The sequence below is a fragment of the Pseudomonas sp. 25 R 14 genome, assembly GCF_900004755.1.
Classification (GTDB): Bacteria; Pseudomonadota; Gammaproteobacteria; order Pseudomonadales; family Pseudomonadaceae; genus Aquipseudomonas; species Aquipseudomonas brenneri.
The window spans coordinates 1-18655 of the sequence record NZ_CVTS01000024.1 but is presented as its reverse complement, the minus strand read 5'-3'; the positions used below and the strand labels follow the sequence as shown (position 1 = coordinate 18655).

Here is an 18655-nt window from a genome sequence, read left to right as displayed (position 1 = left end):
TTATCGTTGACGTTTTTCGCGAGCAAGCTCGCTCCTACAAAAAAGCCTTAACTGACTGGCATTAGGGCAAGCCCGCTTACATAGGTATTGCGTTGCTTTCAGGGCGCCAATGCCTTGATCACCTGATCCACATTCCCTTCCAACTCCGCCACCGGGTCTGCGCCGTCGGTGCTCAGCACCAGCAGCGTCGATCCCCCCGCGCTGATGGCGGCTTTCACCGCCTCAGCCGGTTGACGATGGTGCAGCACCAGTGCCACGTCGTTGTCCTTCAGGCTGACCGTCAGTGTTTGCAACGCCTCGGCGGACCATTCGGTATCCGGCCGTGGGTCGGTGCTGAGCAACTCCAGGTTCAAGCCACTCACCAGATAAGCAAAATGATCGCTCAGGCTGACCACGCTCAGGTTATCGGCCTGGGCCAGGCGTGCCTCGCTGTCGGCAGTGAGCTTGAGCAGGCGTTGCTTGAGGCTGGCCAGGTTGCTGTCGATTTGTGCCTTGGCGCTAGGCGCCAGGCGGCTCAGGTCGGCAGCCATCACATCGGCCATGCGCCCCAGGTTGTTGCTCGATTGCCACGGCTGGCTGTTGAGACCATCGACGGTGCCCGGTTGCAGGGCCACGCCCGGCAAACCGCCGTCTACCGGGCGCGCGGCGTCCACTTCGACAATACGGATATTGCTGCGTCGGGCTACCGGGTACAGCGGGTCATCCGGCCACAGCGAGCGCAGGCCGATCGCGGCATCGGCGTCCAGCGCCAGGGTGTGCAAGGCCGGTGCGCCACGCCCAGTAAAGTACGAAGTCTGGCGCGAACCCGGCAGGTTGGCCGGTGCCGCGCGTTCAAGCGTGACTTGGGTACCTTTGAGCAGGGTTTCGGCCAGGCCGTAGGTGACGGGCAATGCCGCCAGGACCTTGACCGGTTTGGCCGATTGGGCGGCGGCCGGCAGTGGTTTGGCAGGGGCGGCTGCCAGCAGCGCAGGGCTGATCAGGCAAGCGATGGCCAGGGCCAGGGGGCGTAGAACAGGGCGCATTATCCGAGATTCCCTTTCAGGCTGGGGACCGTGCCGCGCGCAATGGCGGCCAGGGCGAAGGCGATGCCGGCGACCAGGATGATCGCGGCACCGGACGGGATGGGCAGGTCGAAGATGATCGGCAGCAGAATCCCGCACAGGGTGCTGACCGTGGCAATCACCACCGAGATCCAGAAGAAACCTTTGAGCGACTGGCTCAACAGGCGCGCCGCAGCGGCGGGAATCACCAGCAGGGCACCCACCAGGATCGCCCCGATGACCTTGACTGCCGCCACGGTGATCAGGGTCACGAGGATCACGAACAGGTAGTCCAGGGTCTTCACGGCCACACCACGCACGGCGGCCAGTTGTGGGTTGAAGCTGGCGAGCATGATGCGGTTGTACAGCGGCAGCGCCAGGGCCATCACCAGTGAGCCGACAATCGCCAGCACCAGCAGGTCATTGCCGTTGACGGTCAGCACCGAACCAAACAGCACGTTTTCCAGAATGTGCACGTTGATCTTGCCCGCGAGGATCAGCAGCAGGCTCGCGCCCAGCGCCAGGGACACCGAGAGGAACACGCCGATCAGCGTATCGGGGGCCAGGCCGGTGCGGTTGCGCAGGTAGTTGAGCAGGATGCCGAACAACAGGCAGTAACCGAACAGGCTGCCATAAGGCCCGGTGTAGGGTTCCCCCAGCAGAATGCCCACGGCCACGCCGGTGAGTGCGGCGTGGCCGACGGCTTCGGAGAAGAACGCAAAGCGCTTGACCACCACCAGCGTGCCCAGGCCACCCAGCACCGGGCCGATCAGCAGGCCGGCGAGCAGGGCGTTGACCACAAACCCATAGGCCAGGGCTTCCGGCAGATAGCCGGATGAAGCCCAGCCCTGGACCATCAAGCGAAAGGCTTCGTAGCTCATTGGGCTGTGCTCCGTGGATGGGTGGAAAACAGCGTCAGCAGGCGCTCCGGGGTCAGTGCTTGCTTGGGCGTGGCGTCGAACAGCACGCGGCGGTTCAGGCCGGTGACGCGGTCGGCCAGGCGACCGACGGCCTCCAGGTCGTGTTCGATCCACAGCACGGTGATCCCGGCCTGGCGCCAGTCGCTCAGCAGGCGTTCGAATACCTGGATCCCGGCTTCGTCGAGGGCCGACATCGGTTCATCGAGGACCAGCAGTTGCGGCGCCGGGATCAAGCCCTGGGCCAGCAACACACGCTGGCGCTCGCCGCCGGACAGCGCTCCCATGCGGCGTTTGCGCTTGTCTTGCATGCCCACGCGCTCCAGTGCCTCGCCAATCGCGCCGGCGTAATGCCGGGACAGCCCAAGAAATGCCGGGCGTCGCTGGCACATGGCAGCCATGAAGTCGTCGACGGTCATCGGCAAGCCGCGGTCGAACTCCAGGGCCTGGGGTACGTAGCCGATGGTGCCTGTGGCGCCGGGCCAGTGCAGGCTCAGTTGGCCCTGGTGCGGGGTCTGCCCCAGCAGGGTCTTGATCAACGAACTCTTACCGCCACCATTGGGGCCGACCAGGGCGTGGATACTGCCCGGTTGCACCTGGAAACTCACGTTGTCGAGGATCGCGGTACGGCCTAGGGTCAGCGAGACGTTGTCGAATTCGATCGTCGGGCCGATGCTGGCCACATTCAGGTGTTCAGCCGCCGTCATGCCCCCGACTCCTGGATGGCCCGGACCACGGTATTAAGGTTGCCGGTCATTTCCACTTCGTACTTCTCGGCGCTGTATTCACCGTAGGAAATATGCGACAGAGGGTACAGCTTGACCCCCGACTCACGCTGGATGGTGTCAACGTAAGAGGACGGGAAGTCCATCTCCGAGAAGATCACCTTCACGTCCAGTTCGCGCAGTTGGTCGATGGTCTTCTTCAGTTGGCTCGGGCTTGGCTCGATGCCATGGGCCGGTTCCACCACGGCGGTCACTTCCAGGCCGAACTCGCGCAGCAGGTAGTCGTAGGCGGCGTGCACCGTGGCCACGCGCAGGTCGGCGTTGGGCGCGCTGGTGAGCTTGGCCAGGGCATCGGCGCGCATCTGGCGCAGGCGCTTGCCATAGGCACGGGCGTTCTGGGTGTAGGTCTTGGCGTTGTCCGGGTCGAGCTTACCCAGCTCCCGGGCGATGTTGTTGACCTGGGCAATGGATGCGCTGATGGACAGGAAGGTGTGCGGGTTGACCACTTTGCCAGCGCCACGGGCCGCATTGCCGGTGGCGGCCAGCAGCGGCACGTTGGCGTTGGCCTCGATCACCGAGATGTCCGGGCGCTCGCTGGTGGCGATCATGCGGTCGGCGAAGTCATCATGGCCGACGCCATTGAGCACAATCACGTCCAGGCTGCCGATGCGCTTGATATCTTCGGCGCGCGGCTCGTAGGCGTGGGGGTTGAAGCCGGCCGGAATCAGCGGCACCACCTCGGCCTTGTCGCCGACGATATTGGCTACATAGCTGTAGTAGGGGTGCAGGGTGATACCGATACGCAGGCGCTTGGCCGCCTCGGCATTGGCCAGGGGTGTCAGCAAGACGCTGAACAGGCCCACCAGCAGCAGGCGGAGCAAGGGAGATGACATAGACATGGGCAATCGATCTTCTCTCGGAAACAGCGTGAATTCAGTGGCGATGCTGGCGGGTGACACCAGCGTCGAATTGCGCAACGACCTGCTGCCAGCCAGCGGCGATCAGCCCCTGGTCGCTAAGGTCGGTCGGGGCGGCCAGGTTGGCGCTGCGGTTGAGCCAGATATCCGGCTCGGCACCGCTCACGCGCATCAGCAGCGAACCGCTGGTTTTGTTGGCCTGGCTCAAGCCCAGGTACGCCGAAGGCGCCAGCAACTGCCAGCGGTGGTCGCCACGGCTGACCGAACTGGCGTCCTGGGCGAACGGCGCGAAGCCTTCTTCGGCCAGTTGCGCGGGCGTTGGCAGGGCGCTCTGCTCCTGCTGGAGCAACTGGATTTCATCCAGGGTCACCCGCAGGTCGGCATAGATGCCTTGCTCGGCGGCGCTCAAGTCGCGACGGGCGTCCAACTGGTGGCTGGACACCGCCTCGACTGCCTGGGTTTCACCGTGCAGGGACACCACCGTGCCGGCGACGGCCAGGATGATCAGGCACAGCAGCAGGACATAGAGGGTTTCGTGGCCGGCGCCGGCAGGCCGGACGACCTGGGTGGTGCCTGGGGTTACGCTGCTCATTGGGCCTGGATATCCGCTTGGTCGATCTCGACAACGTGACCGGGACCTGCGTCAAACAGCACATAGAACTCGGCGGAAGGTTTCTTGAAGGTCAACGTAGAGTCTGCGCCCAGCTTGCCGGGGACCAGGATGGTCTCGTCGTAGCCGATCACATCCAGGGTCACGCCGGGCGCGCCGCTGCCGTCGGAGAAACCGCCGGTGCACTGGATCTGCTCGCCGGGGATTTCCTTGCATTCGCACATCGGGTTGTGGGCCAGGGCTTGGGTGCTTGCGCCGGCGCAGAGGATCAGCACGGCGCAGGCGCGTGTCAGGCGAATCAAAGTCATGGTTTAACTCCTTGCTGGGTCAACCAGGCGACGGTGGCAGGCGAAGCCTGGCTCAAGGGAATGGAGGCCTGTTGCATGCTGCCGTCCCAGCCTTCCATGGTGATCCACAGTTCGGCGTCGGGCGATGTGCGTTCAGGAACCGGCAGGGCGGCGCCCATGCGGTATGGGGTGCCGAAGAAAATCACCCCGGCGGCGCGCAGGCTACGGGGTTTGCCGATACGCAAGTAAGTGGCCTTGACCTGCTTGACGCACTCTTTGCACAGCGCGGCATTGAAGGATTTCATCGGGCCTGCCGGGTCCGGGCGCGGGGCTTCGTTGCGCAGTTCGGCCAGTGTCAGGCTCCACGGGCCGACCTGCACCTCGCCCACTTCACGTTCGCCCAGGCCGCTGTCGCCGCGAAACAGTGCGGCATCGGCAAAGTACTTGGGCATGAAGCCCAGAGGCACCAGCAACAGCAGGACATTGATATGAAAACGCCATTTGTGCCAAAAGGCCCGCAGCGGCGAGGGTGGTTGCACGGTAGTGGCCTTGTTCATCGCATGCCCTCCGGGGTTTCAGTCTGCAGGGCTGGCGTGGCTTGAGAGTGCTCGGCCTGGCGTTGTGCCTTGTTGTTGCGCTTGAAAGCATGCAGCGTCGCCAGCGCGGTGCGTTTGCTCCAGATCAACAGCCCGCTGAGGACCATCATGCTCAGCAACAGGCCGAAAAACGCCCAGATCAGCTTGATCCACAGGCCGCCAAAGTCGCCGGTGTGCAGTGGGCGCATGGACTCGGTGACGAACTCCAGGGCCGAGCGGTCGGACAGCAGGTGCGAGGAGGCGATTTCACCGTTGTAGGGGTTGATCTCGGCGGTCTGGAACATCAGCGGGTACCAGCCACGTCCACCAATGCTCAGGTGGCTGTAGGCGGTACTTGGCAGGGTGATGAAGGTGGTTTCCAGCCCGGGAATACGCTCGGTGGCAATACGAATCGCTTCGTCGATGGGCATCATGGGGGCCGGTACGCCAGGGTCAGACATCGGCACCTTGTCCCGGCTGATCACCGGCACAATTGGCGCTGTGGAAATAGTGATCTGGTTATCCGACAGTGTCGCTTCGATCAGGAACCAGGTGCCGGTAATGGAGATGACGGCGATAAACCAGATCGACCAGATCCCGCTCAGGCGATGAAAGTCGCCCCAGAAGATCCGCGCGCCATGCTTGAAACGCAGGGTGGGTTTGAAAAAGCCTTTCCAGAACCGTTTGTAGACCACCAGGCCCGTGACCAGCGACGCCAGCATCGGCAAGCCGAGAAACGACACCAGATACCAGCCCCAGCTGTAGCCATTAGTGAAGGGCACCAGCCACCACCCATGCAAGGCGCGGGTGAACTGCTCGAAGTTGAACGATGGGCTGATGCCCTGGATCACTCCGGTGTAGGGGTTGACGTAGACCGTCACGGCGCGCCCGTCGGGGTAGGTGACCCGGGCCATCAGTGCAAAGTGGGACTCGTCGTGACGGATCAGGTCGGTGACGATCAGGTCCGGTTCGGCGCGGTTCATCGCCTTGATGATCTGGTCATAGCTCAATAGCTCGGTGTCATCAGCGGGCTTGTCGGCACGGATATCCGGGTTGGCCAGCCAGACGATTTCCTGGCTGACCACCGCCAGGGTCCCAGTGACGCAGACGATCAGCACAAAGAACCAGATGGGCAATGCCAGCCAGCTGTGGACGAGAAACCAGAGTTTGGAGCGTGACTTCTTCGACATGTCTATGGGGGTCTTGATCGGGAGGGGGCAGAGAAGGCCCGGGAAAGGCCCAGTCGTAGCTTTTGCTTACGCGACGGGCTGTATCTAAGTTAAGACGGATGAGAATCGCAAAACCCTAAGGCGAAAATGAAAGTAAATGTTTCAGATGTGCATTTGCCGGTAGTTCTGCCTGACGTGCACCAAACTGTAGGCGCTGGCTTGCCAGCGATAATCGTCAACGATAACGGGGGCATGCCTGATGCCCCGCGTTGTTCTCGGGTTTTTCGCCGGCAAGCCGGCTCCTCCATGTGATCGGGTTCTCATGTTGCAACGTATAGCGGCTATGGGAACAGATCCTTGGCGCGCTGGCGAATCTGTTCCTCGGTCAATTCTTCTATATGGGTGGCGAGGAACCACACATGCCCGAACGGATCCTTCAACGTCCCGGAGCGGTCGCCGTAGAACTGATCCTTGGGTTCGGAAATTACCGTGGCGCCGGCTGCGATGGCTTGTTTGTACTGCGCGTCCACGTCTGTCACATAAAGGTGCAGGCCAACGCTGGTGGGATGGCTGCCAGGACTGCCGAAGGCCATTTCATCGCAGGGTGAGGCCAGCATGATTGGCGAATCACCAATGCGCAGCTCGGCATGGCCAACCTTACCGTCCGGCATGTCCAGGCGCATGATTTGAATGGCACCGAAGGCTTTTTTATAAAACTCGATCGCTTCAGCCGCCTTATCGATACCCAGGTAGGGCGTGATGCTGTGATAGCCCTCGGGAATGGGTTTGACGCTCATTTCGTTCTCCTTGAGGTTGTACAGGGGGCCGGTTTTTCCGGTCTGTTCACTATAGGCCAGGTCTTTCGTGGCCTCTGGGCACCCGACGACTGTCATGTTTGGCTTGGCGTGAGCGCTGCCCCCTGAATATTTGCACAACAGAGGCTTGACCTTGACTTAACTAGAGGTTTTACCCTGCGTGGCATCGGATCGCACGATTGCACCTACAGAGAGAGGGGATTGGTCATGCAGGTATCAGCGAAAAGTCATGGTTTTACCCAAATGATCGAGTTTCAGATCGAGCCCCGGCAGCAGTCCGCGCTGGTGTTGGCGCTGTCTGAGCAGACCGAGCGCCTGGCCCAAGGCCATGAGGGGTTTCTGAGCGCCAGTGTGCAGGTCAGCGAAGATGGGCGGCGGGTGCTCAACTACCTGCAGTGGCAGACCCGCGAAGATGGCGATACGGCGTTCAAGTGCCTGGAGCGTGAGGGCGAGGATTTTTGGACATTGATTCGTGCCCATCAGGCCACGGCCGTGACCTTTGGCTCATTCCAGGTGCTGCGCAGTATCGAGCGCAGCCCGGACAACGCCTTGGCGTGCAACCTATATAGATAGATGCAGCATGCGTTCACCTTGCAGGTTTCCCCCAGGGCGGCGCTTGTTCACCGCCAGTTCACCGATCTTGATCAGGCGCGTACGCGTGACATTGCGGCTCAGGCCCAGCAGGTTGGCGGTATGTACCTGGTTGTAGTGGCTGAAGCGGTAGGCGGCGCGCAGCAGCGCGTCCTCGACTTTTTCATGCAAGGCGCCGGCCTGTTCGTCGAACAGCTTCTGGAAGGCGCGCTCCAACAAGGCTTCTGCGCTGTTGTCGATGCAGTGCTGGCTGTCGTCCTGGCGCTCGATGCGCATGTTCGACAGGCGCAGGTCATCGCGCTCGATTACGCCATTGCGGCAAATCAGCAGGGTGTGGTGAATGACGTTTTCCAGTTCACGAATATTGCCCGGCCAACTGTAACCCTTGAGCCTTTGCTCGGCCTCGGGGCTGATGGTGATGGGGCCGTAGCCCAGGCGCTGGCTGTAGGCGTCGATAAAGTGCCGGGTCAGGGGCAGGATATCGCCGGGGCGTTCGCGCAAGGGGCTCAGTTCCAGGCTGACCACGTCCAGGCGATAATACAGGTCTTCACGGAAATGCCCGGCGTTGATGGCTTTTTCCAGTTGTACATTGGTCGCCGCCAGTACCCGCACGTCAATGGGAATGCTCTTGCGTGACCCCAGGCGCACCACTTCGCGCTCTTGCAGGACGCGCAGCAGCTTGACCTGGATGGCCATGGGCAGATCACCGATCTCATCGAGGAACAAGGTGCCGCCGTCGGCCTCTTCGAACCATCCGGCCTTGGCGCTGAGGGCGCCGGTGAACGCGCCTTTTTCATGACCGAACAACTCTGCCTCCACCAGCGATTCGGAAAACGCCCCGCAGTTCACCGCCACGAAGGGCCGGTTGCGCCGGGCGCTGAGGTTGTGGATGTGGCGGGCCACCAGCTCTTTACCAGTGCCGGTTTCGCCGATGATCAGCACGCTGGCTTCGCTGGGCGCCACTTGCTGGATATGCGCGAGCAGGGCCTGGGATTTCGGGTCCTCGAAGACTTGCGCGGTGGCGCGAATCGACGTGGCGAGGGCGGGCGAGGGCGGTAGGGTCAAAAGCTGCATGGGCACCTCTTAGGAATAGAACGTTGGCGTCGGCAGGGACTGGTTCAAGGCCCAGTCACCCAGTTCGTGGAGTTTGTAGTCCACCGGATCGTGCAGGCTTTGGGTGCGCAGGTTGCGCCAGTGGCGGTCCAGGCGCAGCGAGGCGTGGGTGGAGCGGGCGCCGGTGACTTCAAACAGGCGGCTGCACAGCTCCAGGCCGTTGCGGGTGGCGGCGACCTTGGCCGTGGCGATGGCAATCGCCAGTTGCCCGCGCTCGTCTTCACTCAAGGCAGGGCCCTTGGCCCAGGCCTGGTCCAGCAACTCGGCGGCCCGTTGTACCAGCAGGCGCACGCCTTCCAGCGCGACCCAGAACTCGCCGTAGTGGTTGAGCACATAAGGGTCCTGACGCACATCCTGGACGCTGGATTTATGCCAGGGCCGGGTTTCGGCGAGGGTGTAGTTGCGCGCCTCCTCAAACGCGCCTTCGGCAATGCCGAGGAACATATGGGTGAATGTCAGTTGGGCAATCAATGGACGCAGGCAGGCGAACGGCGTACTAAGGGGGCCGGGGTCGAGCAACAGCTCTGACTCTTCGACCCGGACGCGTTCAAAGCTGGCGCTGCCACTGTCGGTCTGGCGCTGGCCGATACTGTTCCAATCGTTATGCACGGTAATGCCACTGCGCCCGCTGGGAATGGCGGCGATCAGCAGCTTGCCGCCGGCGCTTTCATCGACTGCCGAGGCGATCAGCATCTGCGAGTCGCTGGCGCCGGAGCAGAAGCTCTTTTTACCGGAAAACTCACGCCAGCCGCCGAAATCCTTGACCACCGTGCGCGTGTCCAGCGGGTTCAGGGCATTGCCCCAGAACCAGTGCTTGCGGGCGGTCTGTTCGAACCAGGGCTGCCATTGCTCCGGGCGGGAAAACAGGCGCACGGTGGCCAACATCAGATGATGGAAGCCGAAGACGTGGGCGATGGAACTGTCGACTTTGGCGAACTCGCGCACGATTTCCAGGGTTTCGCTCCAGCGTGCGCCAAGGCCGCCGTACTGGGTGGGAATGCTCAGGGCCAGCAGGCCACTGTGGCGCAGGGCGTCGCGCTCAGCCTTGGGCGTACCGCCGCGCTCGTCACGCTCCACGGCGCTGAGGGCGAATTCGGCGGCCAGCAGCTTGGCGGTCTGCAAGGGGGTTGGCAGGACGCTATGGGGTTTGGCTGTCACGCGGTGCTCCTCAAAAAACCTAATGCCTGACGCAATCACTGTGGGAGCGGCAAGCCAGCTCCCACATAAAGTTGATATCAGCGTTTTGGCAGTACATCGTTGGCAATCATTTCGCCGAACGGCCCGGTGAGGTTGGTGATGCCACGTCCGGCAAGGCTGGCGTAGGGTTCCGGCAGCAACGGGAACACCAGTTCGGCAAAGCGATAGGCTTCTTCCAGGTGCGGGTAGCCGGAAAAAATGAAGCTCTCGATACCGAGGTCGGCGTACTCCTTGATCCGCTCGGCCACTTGCTGCGGGTTGCCCACCAATGCAGTGCCAGCACCTCCGCGCACCAGGCCGACGCCGGCCCACAGGTTGGGGGCGATTTCCAGGTTGTCGCGCCGCCCATCGTGCAGGGCAGCCATGCGGCGCTGGCCTTCGGAGTCAAAGCGCGAGAAGGATTTTTGCGCGGCGGCGATGGTGTCGTCGCTGATGTGCTCGATCAACCTGGCGGCTGCTTTCCAGGCCTCGTCTTCGGTTTCGCGCACGATCACATGCAGGCGGATCCCGAACTTGACGGTACGGCCATGGCGGGCTGCGCGCTCGCGCACATCGGCGAGTTTTTCCGCGACAGCTGCCGGTGGTTCGCCCCAGGTCAGGTACACGTCCACCTGCTCGGCGGCGAGGTCATGGGCGGCATCGGATGACCCACCGAAGTACAGCGGCGGGTAGGGCTTCTGGACCGGCGGATAGAGGGCCTTGGCGTTTTGCACCTTCAGGTGTTTGCCTTCAAAGTCGACAGATTCGCCCTGCAATACCCGGCGCCAGATCTTGAGGAACTCATCGGTCACCTCATAACGTTCGCTGTGGTCGAGGAAGCTGCCGTCACCGCGGTTTTCATCGGGGTCGCCGCCGGTCACCACGTTGATCAGCAGGCGGCCGTTGGACAGGCGGTCGAGGGTGGCGGCCATGCGCGCGGACACGGTGGGCGAGATGATCCCCGGGCGGATTGCCACTAGGTAGCGCAGGCGCTCGGTCAAGGGCACCAGCGCCGAGGCAATGACCCAGGAGTCTTCGCAGGAGCGGCCTGTGGGAATCAGTACGCCGTGGTAGCCGAGGTTGTCGGCGGCCTGGGCCACTTGTTTCAGGTAGTTGAGGGTGACTGGGCGTGCGCCTTGGGTGGTACCGAGGAAATGGCCGTCGCCATGGGTCGGAAGAAACCAGAAAACATCCATGACAAGTCCTTGAGCGGTGTTCAACAGGGAGTGTTGCCGGATCAACAGTTGTATGGGCAACAGTTGCGGCGTTGGGGGACTGTTATAGAGCGTCTCTGTTATTCCGTAAACGAACTGATTTCTATATTTATATATCTTTAATGAATATGTGGGATTGGCTGATAGCGACTATCACAGAGGATGATTTTTCCCTGCGAAGGGCTGGGAGTAGCCTGTGTTCATTGCCTTGACAGCCCATTCGCAGGACCTTCGCCATGAACCATTCACTCTCTGTTGCCTTGTTGCTGATTGCCTCTTTCCTCGCCGGTTGTGCCGCTCAGCCTGGACCCGAACTGCGCCCGTATACCGCTGAGGAAACCAGGCAGTTGGCGATGGAGGGGCTTAACCGCCGTGGTTTGTCGTTTGACGAATACCAACACAAGAAAGCCGAACTGGCTGCCCAGCCACAGAAGCCTTTTGGCTTTGATCGCCAAGGTGAAATGAATGCCGAGCGCAGCGTAACGCTGCATGGCCGTCCCAGTTGAAACGATTGGCGGTGTCCCAGGGCCCGAGGTTCCGCGCAGGTACTTCGGGCTTTTTGTTTTCCATCCTTTTCATCGAGCCTGTTAAGCTCAATTTCAGGAGCGTTCCTACGCACTTTTAAATTCTTTAACGGCATCCGATCGGGTTAACCTGACAATCTCTGTACTGGTCGCTGCCCCTGGGACGCTGATCTCGGGAACATGCTCTGCGGGTCTTTAACGTCATGAATAAACGTCCTTTGTATTTCGACTACGCCGCCACCACACCGGTGGATGAGCGGGTCATCCAGGTCATGGTCGAGTGTCTGGGTTTCAACGCCAATTTCGGTAACCCTGCGTCCAGCTCCCACGCGTTTGGCCAACAGGCCCGGCACACGGTCGAGCAGGCGCGTCGGCAGGTAGCGGAGTTGGTCGGCGCCCAGCCCGAGCAGATCGTCTGGACTTCCGGCGCCACCGAGTCCAACAACCTTGCGCTCAAGGGCGTAGCCCAGGCGCGCGGCGTGGCCGGTGGTCATATGATCACCAGCCAGATCGAGCACAAGGCGACGCTGGACACCGCGCGCCAATTGCAGGACGCCGGGATTGCCGTGACCTACCTGGTGCCGGACGCCGACGGCCTGATCACCGTCGAGGCCGTCAGCCAGGCACTGCGTGAAGACACGTTCCTGGTGTCGTTGATGCTGGTCAACAATGAGCTGGGTACGCTCAATGACATCCCGGCCATCGGCGTGCGGGTGCGTGAGCATGGCGCGCTGTTGCATGTGGATGCGGCGCAAGGGGCGGGCAAGGTCGAGATTGACCTGGCGCGTTGGCCGGTCGACCTGATGTCGTTTTCTGCGCACAAGCTGTATGGCCCCAAAGGCATCGGCGCGTTGTATGTCGGGCCGCGAGCACAGCAGAACGTCACGGCGCAGATCCACGGTGGCGGTCATGAAGGCGGGCTGCGTTCCGGCACCCTGGCGACCCACCAGATCGCGGGCATGGGCAGCGCCTTTGCGTTGGCTGCGCACTCCTTTGCCGAAGAGTCGGCGGGCATTGTCGCCCTGCGCGAGCGTCTGCTTGAGCAAGTGCTGAGCATCCCCGGCGTGCGCCTGAACGGCAGCGCCACCCAGCGCATTCCCCACACCTTGAGCCTGACCTTCAGTGAAGGCGAGTTCAATTCGGCAGCCTTGAGCGCCGGCATTGCCTTTTCGGCAACCTCCGCCTGCAATTCGGCCAGCAATGCACCCTCCCATGTGCTGCTTGCCCTGGGGCATGATGCGCGCAGTGCCGGCCGCACCATTCGCCTGAGCCTGGGGCGGTTTACCACCGAGCAGGATATCGATCAGGCAGTGCAATTGATCAAGGCCGCGTTGGCCAGCGCACCGGCCTTCTGGGCAGTTTGAAACACATAACAATTATTAGTGGTTAGCAGGAGACAAGATGAGTACGCAGCCTTTGACCCATGGAACGGTTCCCCAGCGCCTGGCGCATACCCGCGAGTTGATGAAACGGGAGGGCATCGATGCCCTGCTGGTTCCATCCGCCGACCCGCACCTGTCCGAATACTTGCCGGGCTACTGGCAGGGGCGGCAGTGGTTGTCGGGGTTTCATGGGTCGGTAGGCACGTTGATCGTCACGCCTGATTTCGCCGGCGTCTGGGCTGACAGCCGTTACTGGGAGCAGGCGGCCAAGGAGCTCAGCGGTAGCGGCATTGAGTTGGTGAAACTGCAACCGGGGCAGTCCGGCCCGCTGGAATGGCTGGGCGAACACACCCCGGAAGGCGGGGTAGTGGCGGTGGATGGCGCGGTGATGGCCGTTGCGTCGGCCCGCACCCTGGGCGGCAAGTTGGCGGAGCGTGGTGCTCGCCTGCGTACTGACATCGATTTGTTGAGTGAAGTCTGGACCGACCGTCCGGCGCTGCCAAACCAGCCGATCTACCAGCACCTGCCGCCCCAGGCCACTGTCAGCCGAGGCGAAAAACTCGCTGCACTGCGCGCCAGCCTGAAGGACAAGGGCGCGGATTGGCATTTCATCGCCACCCTGGATGACATCGCCTGGCTGTTCAACCTGCGTGGTGCAGATGTTTCGTTCAACCCGGTGTTTGTGTCATTCGCCCTGATCAACCAGCAGCAGGCAACCCTGTTTGTTGCCCTCGGCAAGGTCGATGCCCCGTTGCGTGAAGTGCTGGAACAGGATGGCGTGACGCTGCGTGACTACAGTGAAGTGGCGGCGGCCCTGGGCGAAGTGCCGGACGGTGCCAGCCTGCAGGTCGATCCGGCGCGCGTGACCGCAGGGTTGCTGGATAACCTGGGCAGTGGCGTCAAGCTTGTGGAAGGTCTCAACCCGACCACACTGGCCAAGTCCCGCAAAAGCCTGGCGGATGCCGAGCATATTCGCCGGGCGATGGAGCAGGATGGCGCGGCCCTGTGCGAGTTTTTCGCCTGGCTGGACTCGGCCCTGGGGCGCGAGCGCATCACCGAGCTGACGATTGACGAGCACTTGACGGCTGCGCGTACCCGGCGCCCGGATTATGTGTCGCTGAGCTTCAATACCATCGCCGCCTTCAATGGCAATGGCGCGATGCCGCATTACCATGCGACCGAAGAAGAGCATGCGGTGATCGAAGGTGATGGCCTGTTGTTGATTGATTCTGGCGGCCAATACCTGGGCGGCACCACCGATATCACGCGGATGGTGCCAATCGGCACGCCGAGCGAGGAACAAAAACGCGATTGCACCCGTGTGCTCAAGGGGGTGATTGCGCTGTCGCGTGCGCATTTCCCCAAGGGCATTCTCTCGCCCTTGCTGGACGCCATCGCCCGTGCGCCGATCTGGGCCGAGGGTGTGGATTACGGTCATGGCACCGGTCACGGGGTTGGCTACTTCCTCAATGTTCATGAAGGTCCGCAGGTGATTGCCTACCAGGCTGCGGCCGCACCGCAAACCGCGATGCAGCCGGGAATGATCACCTCCATTGAGCCGGGTACCTACCGCCCGGGTCGTTGGGGGGTGCGTATCGAGAACCTGGTGTTGAACCGCGAGGCGGGCAAGACCGAGTTCGGCGAATTCCTCAAGTTCGAAACCCTGACCCTGTGCCCGATCGATACCCGTTGCCTGGTGCCGTCATTGCTGACGACCGAGGAGCGCCAGTGGTTCAACGACTATCACGTTGAGGTGCGTCATCGCTTGAGCCCGTTGCTCAGTGGCGCTGCGTTGGAGTGGTTGCAGGTGCGTACGGCTGCCATCTAAGGGGCGGCCGCTCGCAGGCGCAGGCTTGCGAGCGGCTTGCAGGTCTTAGCTCAAGGCTTCGCGGACAAAATCCAGGCGATCCTGGCCGAAGAACAGCTGTTGACCGACAAACAGGCTAGGTGCACCAAACACGCCCCGGGCAATCGCCTCTTCGGTCTTGTGCTTGAGGGTGTCCTTTACTTCCTCATCCTGGGTCAATTCCAGTACCTGGGCAGGGTCGAAGCCGTGTTCGGCCAAGACCGCTGCTACCACTGCCAGATCCCCCAGGTTGCGTCCATCCACCCATAGCGCCCTGAACAGGCAGTCGATGAAGTCGATAAAACGTTCCGGCTGACGGAGTTGAATGCCGGTGACGGCGCGCATCAGTGTCAGGGTGTTGATGGGGAAGTGCGGGTTGAACTTGAGGGGTACGTCGTAACGCTTGGCGTAGCGTGCCAGGTCTTGCAGCATGTAGCGGCCTTTGGCCGCAATTGTGATGGGAGAGGCGTTGCCGGTGGCTTTGAAAATGCCGCCCAGGAGTATGGGTTGATACACCAATTGGCTGCCGGTTTCGGCACAGATTCCGGGCAGTTGGGTATAGGCCAGGTAGGTGGTGGGGCTGCCGAGGTCGAAGAAAAATTCCAGGGTTTTGCTCATGTCGGATGCTCGCTGCTTATTGTTATGTAGGCGTGCTTACCAGGTTTCGTTCCAGGGGCGCAGATCCAGCTCGAAGGTCCAGGCATCCCGTGGCTGGCTGTGCAGGTACCAATAGTTGTCGGCAATATGCGCTGGATCAAGGATGCCATCCTGGTCCTTGAGCGCGTACTTGGTTGGGAAGTTGTCGCGGATGAAGTCCGTGTCGATGGCGCCATCCACCACCACATGAGCCACATGGATGTTCATCGGGCCAAGCTCGCGCGCCATGCTTTGAGCGAGGGCGCGAATCCCATGTTTGGCCCCGGCGAAGGCAGCGAAGCCAGCGGCGCCGCGCAACCCGGCGGTGGCACCGGTAAACAGGATCGTCCCGCGTCGGCGGGTTGCCATGCGCTTTGCTACTTCCCGGGCATTCAGGAAGCCGGAGAAGCAGGCCATCTCCCATATCTTGAAATACTTGCGTGCGGTTTCTTCCAGAATGCTGCAAGGCACGTTGGCGCCGATGTTGAACACGAAAGCCTCAATCGGACCCAGCTCGCTCTCGATCTGCTCAATCAGCGCGATGACCTCGTCCTCCTTGCGCGCATCGCAGGCAAAACCGTGGGCCTCACCGCCTGCAGCCTGAATGCTGTCCACCAAGGGTTGTAGTTTGTCGGCACTGCGGCGAGTGACGCAGGCTACATAACCCTCACGGGCAAAGCGCTTGGCGATTGCGCCGCCTGTAGCATCACCTGCGCCGACGACCAGTACGATTTTCTTATTCTCAGTCATGGGGAAGTCCTTTGCTAAACGATCGTTAACTAAACGTACGTTATGCTACGATCTGGCAGGCGTCAAGGCACTGTATTCAGGGGGAGAGGCGATGCGCTATTCAGTCAGTCACAAGCAGCAAACCAGAGACAAACTCCTGCAAAGCAGTGCGGCCCTGGCTAAAAAAGAAGGGTTTGCCAGTGTTGGCGTGGACGGCTTGATGAAGGCTATTGGCTTGAGCGGGGGGGCGTTCTATAGCCACTTTTCGTCCAAGGATGCGCTGTTCAGTTCAATCGTCGAGCGCGAGTTGAGCCAAAGCCTTGAGCGTCTGGGGGCGGGAGACGTGCAGAGTCGCGAGCGCCTGGGGCGGTGCCTGAAGATTTATTTGAGCATGGCCCACGTGGAGCAGGTGCAAGACGGCTGTGCTTTGCCAAGCATGGGGGCGGATATTGCTCGCGCTGATATAGCTGTACGCCAGCAGGCACAGGAGTGGATTTGTCGATTGCAGGCCAACTGGGCGCGGACTCTGGAGAGTGACAGCCTGGCCTGGGCCATTTTGTCCCAGTGCGTGGGCGCATTGGTGGTGGCCAGAATGATGGTCGACCCGCACGTTCAGGAGCAGGTGCTTTCATCGAGCTATAAAGAGCTCAGCCAGAGAATCGCCCAGCAATGACCACTTACTTGCAGAGCACGATCATGCTTCGGCTGGTATAGCCGGCAGGGTTGAGGCCAAAGGGGTAGTCACCCGGCTCTTCACTATTGTCGCCGGACTTGGCGATGACTCTGTAGCCCTTCTTGCCGCACGAGTTGGCTGCGCTGATATAGCACTGGTCCCAGGAGGAGGACAGGCCGGAGCAGTTGATATGCAGCCCTTTCTTTCCGCGTTTGACTTCTGTCTTGGTGGTTGCTGCACACCCTGCAAGGGCGATGACGACAAGCACTATCAAAATTCGCTTCATTACCATCCTTAATAGCCGCGCCGTTGGAATGCCCGATGCTGGCTTTGCTCGCTCTCAAGTGTAGCGTTCGTGGATGTCCCTATTTGAAAAATTCCATGACTGACACCGAGTTACAGCCTAAACATGGCCTAATTGAGCGGCAAATGCCAGAGCTTCGTTAAATCCTGTCTCAATCTGCCGCGACGATTGGCGTTGACTGGCTGCGCATAGTCAGCGTCGCGCCCACGGAGGCCAGGATAATGCAGGCGATAGCCAGCCATTGCGCCAGGGACAGGTATTCCTGGAGGAAAAACAACCCGCAAAGCGCGCCGAATGCGGGCTCGATACTCATCAGGGTGCCGAAGGTACGTGCGGGCAGTCGGGTCAGGGCGACCATCTCCAGGGTGTAGGGGAGGGCGGTGGAAAGAATCGCCACGCCGATGGCGATTGGAATCAGTGCGGGTGTCAGCAGGGCGCTACCGGCATGGACGATACCGATAGGCGCGACAAACAGTGCAGCAATCATCACACCGAGGGCGGCTGTCTGGACACCGTTGTCTGCGCCAGCCTTCTGCCCGAACAGAATATAGAGGGCCCAGCAAATACCCGCGCCCAATGCATAGGCGGCGCCGGTCAAGTCGATGCCTTGGCTGGCTTCGCCAACCGGTATCAATAGCAGCAGGCCGATGATGGCCAAGGCTATCCACAGGAAGTCGACGGCACGCCGCGAAGCATAGATGGCAACGGCCAGTGGGCCGGTGAACTCAAGGGCCACCGCAATCCCTAGGGGCACGGTACGCAATGACATATAGAAGAGGAAGTTCATGCCGCCAAGCGCCATCCCGTAGACGATGACGGTGCGCAGCGACTTGGCGGTGAGTTTTGCACGCCAGGGACGAAGCAATAGCAGCATGATGATGCTGGCGAAAACCAGGCGCAGCGTAGTGGTGCCTTGGGCGCCTACGACAGGGAACATGCTTTTGGCCAGCGAGGCGCCCGACTGGATCGAGGCCATGGCAATGAGCAGCAGGCCGACAGGGAAAAGCGCGGAGCCCAGGCTGCGGGATGAGGTGGTCATTGGGGGTGTTTGTCCAGGGTCATATAAAGGCAGAAGCCGCTATGATGATCAACTGGTTCAGAATGGGCAATATATTGCTCAGTTTTGTGCGTCTTCTCTATCGAACGGAGGGCTTTTGGGTATATCGATAGAAAAACTAAATTAACGGTTGACGGCGATTTATATCTGTCTATAATTCGCCCCACTTCCGGCGCAGTCGAAACGGAAAACTCCTTGGTAAACAATGAGTTACGCAGTTTTCGACAGCAGGTTGCTTCAGTTCATCGAAGCCAAAAGGAGGTTGAAAAAGAGGTGTTGACAGCAGCGTGTAACGCTGTAGAATTCGCCTCCCGCTGACGAGAGATCGAAAGCGCAAGTGGTTGAAGTTGTTAAG

The 18655-nt window shown here is 61.1% G+C and carries 21 protein-coding genes; 5 read left to right on the top strand and 16 right to left on the bottom strand.

What is annotated here, in order from left to right:
- Positions 1-98 precede the first annotated feature (98 nt).
- The 9 genes from BFQ03_RS04490 to BFQ03_RS04450 all read right to left on the bottom strand — a co-directional run bounded on the left by BFQ03_RS04490 (position 99) and on the right by BFQ03_RS04450 (position 7037).
- A complete protein-coding gene (locus BFQ03_RS04490; RefSeq protein WP_065942568.1) occupies positions 99-1022 on the bottom strand; it encodes a metal ABC transporter solute-binding protein, Zn/Mn family in 924 nt (307 codons plus the stop codon).
- The gene (locus BFQ03_RS04485; RefSeq protein WP_029300631.1) at positions 1022-1921 is read right to left on the bottom strand and encodes a metal ABC transporter permease; all 900 of its coding nucleotides are present in this window, start codon (positions 1919-1921) and stop codon (positions 1022-1024) included. Before BFQ03_RS04485 ends, BFQ03_RS04490 begins: the two co-directional genes overlap by 1 nt.
- Positions 1918-2664 (bottom strand): metal ABC transporter ATP-binding protein, encoded by a 747-nt coding sequence (locus BFQ03_RS04480; RefSeq protein WP_032862745.1) that lies wholly within the window; start codon positions 2662-2664, stop codon positions 1918-1920. Before BFQ03_RS04480 ends, BFQ03_RS04485 begins: the two co-directional genes overlap by 4 nt.
- A complete protein-coding gene (locus BFQ03_RS04475) occupies positions 2661-3581 on the bottom strand; it encodes a metal ABC transporter substrate-binding protein (RefSeq protein WP_065942567.1) in 921 nt (306 codons plus the stop codon). Before BFQ03_RS04475 ends, BFQ03_RS04480 begins: the two co-directional genes overlap by 4 nt.
- Positions 3582-3615: 34 nt before the next feature.
- Positions 3616-4191, bottom strand: coding sequence for a DUF6162 family protein (locus BFQ03_RS04470; protein WP_032862742.1), 576 nt, complete (start codon positions 4189-4191; stop codon positions 3616-3618).
- Complete coding sequence (locus BFQ03_RS04465) at positions 4188-4517, bottom strand: hypothetical protein (protein ID WP_032862741.1); 330 nt, start codon at positions 4515-4517, stop codon at positions 4188-4190. The genes BFQ03_RS04470 and BFQ03_RS04465 overlap by 4 nt, the downstream gene beginning before the upstream one ends.
- Positions 4514-5053 (bottom strand): hypothetical protein, encoded by a 540-nt coding sequence (locus tag BFQ03_RS04460; protein ID WP_032862740.1) that lies wholly within the window; start codon positions 5051-5053, stop codon positions 4514-4516. The genes BFQ03_RS04465 and BFQ03_RS04460 overlap by 4 nt, the downstream gene beginning before the upstream one ends.
- Positions 5050-6261, bottom strand: coding sequence for a PepSY-associated TM helix domain-containing protein (locus tag BFQ03_RS04455; protein WP_065942566.1), 1212 nt, complete (start codon positions 6259-6261; stop codon positions 5050-5052). The genes BFQ03_RS04460 and BFQ03_RS04455 overlap by 4 nt, the downstream gene beginning before the upstream one ends.
- 320 nt (positions 6262-6581) lie before the next feature.
- The gene (locus BFQ03_RS04450) at positions 6582-7037 is read right to left on the bottom strand and encodes a VOC family protein (protein ID WP_032862736.1); all 456 of its coding nucleotides are present in this window, start codon (positions 7035-7037) and stop codon (positions 6582-6584) included.
- A 225-nt stretch (positions 7038-7262) separates the two neighbouring features.
- Here BFQ03_RS04450 and BFQ03_RS04445 point away from each other — a divergent pair, with 225 nt between their 5' ends.
- Positions 7263-7628, top strand: coding sequence for an antibiotic biosynthesis monooxygenase (locus BFQ03_RS04445; protein WP_065942565.1), 366 nt, complete (start codon positions 7263-7265; stop codon positions 7626-7628).
- Here the strand turns inward: BFQ03_RS04445 and BFQ03_RS04440 are convergent.
- From BFQ03_RS04440 to ssuD, 3 genes are all read right to left on the bottom strand, one after another.
- Positions 7617-8720 (bottom strand): sigma-54 interaction domain-containing protein, encoded by a 1104-nt coding sequence (locus BFQ03_RS04440; RefSeq protein ID WP_065942564.1) that lies wholly within the window; start codon positions 8718-8720, stop codon positions 7617-7619. The genes BFQ03_RS04445 and BFQ03_RS04440 overlap by 12 nt on opposite strands.
- 9 nt (positions 8721-8729) lie before the next feature.
- Complete coding sequence (locus BFQ03_RS04435) at positions 8730-9917, bottom strand: acyl-CoA dehydrogenase family protein (RefSeq protein WP_032862733.1); 1188 nt, start codon at positions 9915-9917, stop codon at positions 8730-8732.
- Positions 9918-9994: 77 nt separating this feature from the next.
- Positions 9995-11131 (bottom strand): FMNH2-dependent alkanesulfonate monooxygenase, encoded by a 1137-nt coding sequence (gene ssuD, locus BFQ03_RS04430; protein ID WP_065942563.1) that lies wholly within the window; start codon positions 11129-11131, stop codon positions 9995-9997.
- A gap of 254 nt (positions 11132-11385) precedes the next feature.
- Here ssuD and BFQ03_RS04425 point away from each other — a divergent pair, with 254 nt between their 5' ends.
- The 3 genes from BFQ03_RS04425 (at position 11386) to BFQ03_RS04415 (ending at position 14883) form a co-directional block, all read left to right on the top strand.
- The gene (locus tag BFQ03_RS04425) at positions 11386-11655 is read left to right on the top strand and encodes a hypothetical protein (protein WP_032862730.1); all 270 of its coding nucleotides are present in this window, start codon (positions 11386-11388) and stop codon (positions 11653-11655) included.
- Positions 11656-11876: 221 nt separating this feature from the next.
- Positions 11877-13037 (top strand): cysteine desulfurase family protein, encoded by a 1161-nt coding sequence (locus tag BFQ03_RS04420; RefSeq protein ID WP_032862729.1) that lies wholly within the window; start codon positions 11877-11879, stop codon positions 13035-13037.
- 37 nt (positions 13038-13074) lie between these two features.
- Entirely contained in the window at positions 13075-14883 is a 1809-nt protein-coding gene (locus BFQ03_RS04415; protein WP_065942562.1) for an aminopeptidase P family protein, read from the top strand.
- Positions 14884-14928: 45 nt separating this feature from the next.
- On the opposite strand, the gene BFQ03_RS04410 is transcribed toward BFQ03_RS04415, so the two are convergent.
- Both BFQ03_RS04410 and BFQ03_RS04405 read right to left on the bottom strand, forming a co-directional pair.
- Entirely contained in the window at positions 14929-15519 is a 591-nt protein-coding gene (locus BFQ03_RS04410) for a 2-hydroxychromene-2-carboxylate isomerase (RefSeq protein WP_032862726.1), read from the bottom strand.
- 36 nt (positions 15520-15555) lie between these two features.
- Positions 15556-16287, bottom strand: coding sequence for an SDR family oxidoreductase (locus BFQ03_RS04405; RefSeq protein ID WP_065942561.1), 732 nt, complete (start codon positions 16285-16287; stop codon positions 15556-15558).
- A 91-nt stretch (positions 16288-16378) separates the two neighbouring features.
- On the opposite strand from BFQ03_RS04405, the gene BFQ03_RS04400 reads away from it, so the two are divergent.
- On the top strand, positions 16379-16939 hold the full coding sequence (locus BFQ03_RS04400; RefSeq protein WP_065942560.1) for a TetR/AcrR family transcriptional regulator: 561 nt from the start codon (positions 16379-16381) through the stop codon (positions 16937-16939).
- A 4-nt stretch (positions 16940-16943) separates the two neighbouring features.
- Here BFQ03_RS04400 and BFQ03_RS04395 read toward each other — a convergent pair whose 3' ends face one another.
- The gene (locus BFQ03_RS04395) at positions 16944-17225 is read right to left on the bottom strand and encodes a hypothetical protein (protein WP_032862722.1); all 282 of its coding nucleotides are present in this window, start codon (positions 17223-17225) and stop codon (positions 16944-16946) included.
- A 169-nt stretch (positions 17226-17394) separates the two neighbouring features.
- Positions 17395-18282: a threonine/homoserine exporter RhtA gene (gene rhtA / locus BFQ03_RS04390; RefSeq protein WP_032862721.1), complete on the bottom strand. Its 888-nt coding sequence runs from the start codon at positions 18280-18282 to the stop codon at positions 17395-17397.
- Between the last annotated feature and the right edge of the window lie 373 nt (positions 18283-18655).